Below are 6,408 nucleotides of genomic sequence, written 5' to 3' on the forward strand. Positions count from 1 at the left end.
GCGCTGGTCCGTCGTGTCGCTGCCGGTCGCACTGTCTAAAGCGGAACCTGAAGTGCAGCACAAATCTCGCCGTCACGGCAATGCCTTGACGGAAGAGTCGAAAGCTTCGCTTCACACCAACAGCCCGACCGAAGCGCTCGATCGCCTGACCATCCCGCCGGAAGCGATGAAGCGAATCGCCGAAGCGCTGACCAATGGCGGCTCGCTGATCGTATCCGACCAGGGCATCGCCGCCGGCGAGACCGGCAAGGGCACCGACTTCATCGTCCGGTTGCGCTGAGCTGCGCACCTTCGAATCTGCGGGCAACTCTGCGGCCGTGGCAAAAAGCCGTTGGCACGGCTGGGTGCGAGCCTCTACCTTGGCGTGGCGATGCGCGCCGGTCCGACTCGGGCCGCGCTCGCTCGGACGGCCAACGGCAGAAGGACTTCGGCATGCGGACAGCAGCAGCTTTGATCGTTGCAGGTGTGGTGTCTATCGGGACGACCGCGGCCTTTGCGCAGGCACCGAAAGCTCCCGCTCCCGCCGCTCCGCAGGCCGCCCCTGCTCCAGCCCCCGCCCCACAAGCGGCAGCCGCGGCCAAGCCGGTCTGCGCCAATCCCGATGCGCTCGGTGTCGGCCGCGTGGTCGAGATCGACACCACAGGCGGTCCCGGCTTCGGCTTCGAACATTTCAAGCAGCTCGACTTCCTGCGTGACAAGGAAGTGGTGCTGACGTTTGACGACGGTCCGTGGCCGGTGAACACCCCGGCGGTGCTGAAGGCGCTCGGCGACCAGTGCACCAAGGGGATCTTCTTCCCGATCGGCAAGCACGCCACCTACCACCCCGAAATCCTCAAGCAGGTCGCCGCAGCCGGCCACACTGTCGGCTCGCACACTTGGTCGCACGCTAATCTGGGCAACAAGAAGTTGACCGAGCAGCAGGCCAAGGACGAAATCGAAAAGGGGTTCGCTGCGGTGAAGTGGGCGATCGGCACCGCGCCGTCGCCGTTCTTCCGCTTCCCGGCGCTGCAGCATCCGCCGGCGCTGGTGACCTATCTCGGCACCCGCAATGTCGCGATGTTCTCCTGCGACATCGACTCGTTCGACTTCAAGGTGCGCAAGCCGCAGCAGGTCATCGACAACGTGATGAATAAGCTCGACAAGCTCGGCAAAGGCATCATCCTGATGCACGACTTCCAGAAGAGCACCGCCGAGGCGTTGCCGGAGCTGCTGAGGCGGTTGAAGGCCGGCGGTTACAAGGTCGTGCAGATGCGCGCCAAGGCGCCGGTGCAGACGCTGCCGCAGTACGATGAGGAGCTCGCCAAGAGCAATCCGCTGCCGACGGTGAGCACCCGGCCGGTCAGCGCCGTCGTGCAGACGATCTCCGAATAAGCCGCATCGCCTTGCAGATGCGGATTGCGAAGCGCCAATGACGGCGACGCCGGCGTTGACGATCGAGGGCTACGTCATCGTGTCGGCCGAGGGCAACCTCGCCGACGCCGATCGGCTGATGCCGGACGCCTTGAAGTACAAAGGTGATCAGGCGTTCTTCGCCGCGGCGCTGGACTGCGCCGACCTGATCGTGCACGGCCGCAATTCATTCGAGGACCAGCCCAACTCGCCGCTGCGCCGCCGGCTGATCGTGACCCGGCAGGTCGCCGGCCTGGCCACCGAGCCGTCGAACCCGAAAGCGCTGCTGTGGAATCCGGCGGGCGCCTCGTTCGTGGACGCCTGCGCCCGCGCCGGCGTGAACACTGGCACCGTGGCGATCATCGGCGGCCCCGAAGTGTTCGCGCTGTTCTTCGATCGCTACGACACGTTCTATTTGTCGCAGGCTCCGCAGGCCCGGCTCCCCGGCGGCGAGCCCTGCTTCCCGGGCGTGCCCGAGCGGACGCCGGAACAGATCCTGTCAGCGCACGGCCTGCACCCGGCCGACCGCCAGCTCCTCGACGCCGACTACGAGGTCAGCGTCACCGCCTGGCGCCGCAGCTAAGCGAGGGTTAGGTGTGGCCGCCGGACGCCGCGCCGCCCCTGCCGATCCCGGCAATGATCAGCAGTCCGCCGGCCAGCGACAGGCTCTTCAGCGCGACCGCTAGATTGGCTTGCGCATCCGCACCCGTCTGGTTCCAGAAGTCGTGGAAGTAATAGGTCCCGATCGCCACAAACACGATCAGCACCAGCGCGCAGAAGCGCGCCCCGAAATTCAGCGCGATCAGCAAGCCGCACAAGAGCTCGATGCCGCCTACCGCGAGCGCCAGCATCTGGGCGAAGGGCATTCCGGCCGCCTGCTCGAGCTGCACCGTGTAGGTGGCCATCATCTCAGGCACAACGAACTTGCCGGCCGCCTGGGTGGTGGCAGGCAGATCGAGCAGTTTGATCGCGCCGGAGTAGATGAACAGAATGGAGAACAGAAAGCGCCCGAGTGCGATCAAGGCCGGCATGTGCATCCCCATCGACAGCGGCGAACGCGCCGCACCGCGCCGTCAGTATGGGCGCGGTGCATGGGGTTTTCAAACGAACAAAAAACGACAGGCCTGACGTGGTGCCTCAGGCGAACAGCGTTCCCTGATGCCGTCCCGCCCGCTCCTGTGCCTCGACCACCGCCACCGCGGTCATGTTGAGGATGCCGCGCGCGGTCGCTGACGGGGTCAGGATGTGCGCCGGCAATGCCGGGCCGATCAGGATCGGGCCGACGGGCAGCGCCTCGCCCACCACCTTGATCATCTGATAGGCGACGTTCGCGGTATCGAGATTGGGCATGATCAGCACGTTGGCGACGCCGGTCAGCCGCGAATGCGGCAGGATCATCTGACGCGACGTTTCCGACAGCGCGCTGTCGCCCTGCATCTCGCCGTCGGCTTCGATCTCCGGATGCTTCTCAGCCAGGATTGCGGTGGCGCGGCGCATCTTCAGCGACGAGTCGGTCGGGAAGCTGCCGAAGTCGGAATGCGACAGGAACGCGATCTTCGGCTTGATGTTGAAGCGCTGCACATGGACCGCGGCCAGCGCCGCCAACTCGGCGAGCTCTTCCGCGGTTGGATTGGGCCGCACCTGGGTGTCGGCGATGAAGATCGGGCCCTTCTTGGTGATCAGCAGCGCCAGCGCAGCGTAGTCCGACACGCCGGGACGACGGCCGATCACGTCGCGGACGTGGCGCAGATGGTTCATGTAGCGGCCGTCGAGACCGCAGATCATCGCGTCCGCCTCGCCGCGCGCCACGGCGAGCGCCGCGATCACCGTCGAATTGGTCCGCACCACCGTGCGCGCCGCTGCCGGCGTCACACCGGCGCGGCCGGCGATGTCGATGTAGGACTGCACGTAGGAGCGATAGCGCGGGTCGTCCTGCGGATTGACGAGGTCGAAGTCCTCGCCGGGGCGGATCGACAGGCCCGAGCGCTTGATCCGCGCTTCCACCACCGACGGACGGCCGACCAGGATCGGCCGCGCCAGCTTCTCCTCGAGGATGGTCTGCACCGCGTGCAGCACCTTCTCGTCTTCGCCTTCGGCGTAAATAACGCGGACGGGCTGGCCCTTCGCCTTGGCGAACACCGGCTTCATCACCAGGCCGGAGCGGAACGCGAAGCGCTCGAGCTGCGCGTAGTAATCGTCGAACGAGGTGATCGGACGGGTCGCGACGCCGGAATCCATCGCAGCCATCGCCACCGCCGGCGCGATCCGCAGGATCAGGCGCGGATCGAACGGGCTCGGGATCAGCGAGCCCGGGCCGAAGCCGAACGCTTCGTCGTTATCGAGACCGACCGACACCGGGTCCGCCGGTGCCTCGCGCGCGAGCTGCGCGATGGCGTCGACGGCGGCGTGCTTCATCGCCTCATTGATCGCGGTGGCGCCGACATCGAGCGCGCCGCGGAAGATGTAGGGGAAGCACAGGACGTTGTTGACCTGGTTCGGGAAGTCCGAGCGTCCGGTGCAGATCATCGCGTCCGGCCGCACCTTGCGCACGTCTTCCGGCATGATCTCGGGCGTCGGATTGGCGAGCGCCATCACCAACGGCCGCTCCGCCATCTGCTTGACCATGTCCTGCGACAGCACGTTCGGTCCCGAGAGGCCGAGGAAGATATCGGCGCCCGGGATGACTTCGGCCAGCGTCCGCTTGTCGGTCTTCTGCGCGTAGACCTCTTTCCAGCGGTCCATCAGCACATTGCGGCCTTGGTACACCAAGCCTTCGAGGTCACAGACGAAGATGTTCTTGCGCTGCGCGCCGAGCGACACCAGCAGATTGAGGCAGGCGAGCGCCGCTGCGCCAGCACCGGCCGCGACGATCTTGACCTTGGAGATGTCCTTGCCGGTCAGCGCCAGCGCGTTCTTCACCGCGGCGCCGACGATGATCGCGGTGCCGTGCTGATCGTCGTGAAATACCGGGATCTTCATCCGGTCTTTCAGCATCGCCTCGATCTCGAAGCACTCCGGCCCCTTGATATCTTCGAGGTTGATGCCGCCGAAGGTCGGCTCCAGCGCCGCCACCGTTTCGACCACGCGATCGACGGTATCGGCCGCGATCTCGATGTCGAACACGTCGATGCCGGCGAACTTCTTGAACAGAACCGCCTTGCCTTCCATCACCGGCTTGGCGGCGAGCGGCCCGATATTGCCGAGGCCGAGCACCGCCGTGCCGTTGGTGACGACGGCGACCAGGTTGGATCGCACGGTGAGTTCGGCGGCCTGCGCCGGATCGGCTGCGATCGCGTTACAGGCTGCAGCAACGCCGGGGGAATAGGCCAGCGCAAGGTCGCGCTGGTTGGCGAGTGGCTTCGATGCCTGAATCTCCAGCTTTCCGGGCTTCGGCCGGCGATGATAGCCGAGCGCTGCCGCCTGAAGATCTTCGGAATACGACGCCATACGTTTCCCCCGCCATTGTGGTTGGTTTCGACTCTCTGCCTGACGCTTACTTAGTGTCGGGCAGATTGAGCCGGATGTGCAGTTCGCGAAGTTGCTTGGGCGACACCTCGGACGGCGCCCCCATCAGCAGATCTTCGGCACGCTGGTTCATCGGGAACAGCGAGATTTCGCGCAGGTTGGTGGTGCCGCACAGCAGCATCACGATGCGGTCGACGCCGGCCGCCATGCCGCCATGCGGCGGAGCGCCGTACTGGAAGGCACGGTACATGCCGCCGAACCGGTCGATCACTTCCTGCTCGCCGTAACCGGCGATCTCGAACGCCTTCACCATCGCCTCGGGACGATGGTTACGGATGCCGCCCGAGGCGATCTCGTAGCCGTTGCAGGTGATGTCGTACTGGAACGCCTTGATGGTCAGCGGATCCTGCGACGTCAGCGCATCCATGCCGCCCTGCGGCATCGAGAACGGGTTGTGCGAGAAGTCGACCTTCTTGTCGTCCTCGTTGTACTCGTACATCGGGAAGTCAACGACCCAGGCGAGCGAGAACTGATCCTTGTCGATCAGGTTCAATTCCTCACCGACCTTGGTGCGCGCGAGCCCGGCGAACTTGACGAACTTGGACGGATCGCCGGCCACGAAGAACGCGGCGTCGCCCGCCTTGAGGCCGAGCGCGGCGCGGATCGCTTCGGTGCGCTCCGGTCCGATGTTGTTAGCAAGCGGACCTGCACCCTCGCCGCCTTCGCGCCACATGATGTAGCCGAGGCCGGGCTGACCTTCGCCCTGCGCCCACGAGTTCATGCGATCGCAGAACGCTCTGGAGCCGCCGCCGGGCCCCGGGATCGCCCAGACCTGGTTGCGCTGCTCTTCGAGCATCCGCGCGAACACCTTGAAGCCCGAACCGCGGAAATGCTCGGAGACGTCCTGCATCTCGATCGGGTTGCGCAGGTCCGGCTTGTCGGTGCCGTACTTGCGCATCGAGTCCGCGAACGCGATGCGCGGCCAGCCCTTGGTGACGCGCTTGCCCTTGGCGAACTCTTCGAACACGCCGGTGATCACCGGCTCCATCGCGGCGAAGATGTCGTCCTGAGTGACGAAGCTCATCTCGACGTCCAGCTGATAGAATTCGCCCGGCAGACGGTCGGCGCGCGGGTCTTCGTCGCGGAAGCACGGCGCGATCTGGAAGTAACGATCGAAGCCGGACATCATCAGCAGTTGCTTATACTGCTGCGGCGCCTGCGGCAGCGCGTAGAATTTGCCGGGATGGATGCGGCTCGGCACCAGGAAGTCGCGCGCGCCTTCCGGCGACGACGCCGTCAGGATCGGGGTCTGGAATTCGAAGAAGCCCTGCTCCTTCATCCGCCGGCGCATCGAGTCGACGATGGCGCCACGGGTCATGATGTTCTGGTGCAGCTTCTCGCGGCGCAGGTCGAGGAAGCGATATCGCAGCCGCACGTCTTCCGGATATTCCTGCTCGCCGAACACCGGCAGCGGCAGTTCGCCAGCCGGGCCGAGCACTTCGATCTCGGTGACGAACACTTCGACCGCGCCGGTCGGCAGGTCGGGATTCTCGG

Annotated in this window: 5 protein-coding genes and 1 pseudogene; 3 read left to right on the forward strand and 3 right to left on the reverse strand. The window is 65.6% G+C overall.

The window, feature by feature from the left end; genetic code table 11:
• The 3 genes and pseudogenes from DYI24_RS18685 to DYI24_RS18695 all read left to right on the forward strand — a co-directional run.
• Nucleotides 1–280, forward strand: a pseudogene (locus tag DYI24_RS18685) (L,D-transpeptidase); the annotation flags it as partial.
• A gap of 152 nt (nucleotides 281–432) precedes the next feature.
• Nucleotides 433–1,371 carry a polysaccharide deacetylase family protein gene (locus DYI24_RS18690; protein WP_164573377.1) on the forward strand — a complete coding sequence of 313 codons (939 nt, stop codon included), beginning with the start codon at nucleotides 433–435 and terminating at the stop codon, nucleotides 1,369–1,371.
• Between the two features lie 37 nt (nucleotides 1,372–1,408).
• Complete coding sequence (locus DYI24_RS18695) at nucleotides 1,409–1,972, forward strand: dihydrofolate reductase family protein (RefSeq protein WP_164573378.1); 564 nt, start codon at nucleotides 1,409–1,411, stop codon at nucleotides 1,970–1,972.
• 7 nt (nucleotides 1,973–1,979) lie between these two features.
• Here the strand turns inward: DYI24_RS18695 and DYI24_RS18700 are convergent, their stop codons facing one another.
• The 3 genes from DYI24_RS18700 to aspS form a co-directional block, all read right to left on the reverse strand.
• Complete coding sequence (locus DYI24_RS18700; RefSeq protein WP_164573379.1) at nucleotides 1,980–2,420, reverse strand: DoxX family protein; 441 nt, start codon at nucleotides 2,418–2,420, stop codon at nucleotides 1,980–1,982.
• Nucleotides 2,421–2,526: 106 nt separating this feature from the next.
• The gene (locus DYI24_RS18705; protein ID WP_107344917.1) at nucleotides 2,527–4,836 is read right to left on the reverse strand and encodes an NADP-dependent malic enzyme; all 2,310 of its coding nucleotides are present in this window, start codon (nucleotides 4,834–4,836) and stop codon (nucleotides 2,527–2,529) included.
• 46 nt (nucleotides 4,837–4,882) lie between these two features.
• The coding region (aspS, locus tag DYI24_RS18710) for an aspartate--tRNA ligase (RefSeq protein ID WP_164573380.1) at nucleotides 4,883–6,408 on the reverse strand (1,526 nt) is incomplete at its 5' end.

Source organism: Rhodopseudomonas sp. BR0C11, assembly GCF_010820945.1.
Taxonomy (GTDB): Bacteria; Pseudomonadota; Alphaproteobacteria; order Rhizobiales; family Xanthobacteraceae; genus Rhodopseudomonas; species Rhodopseudomonas palustris_H.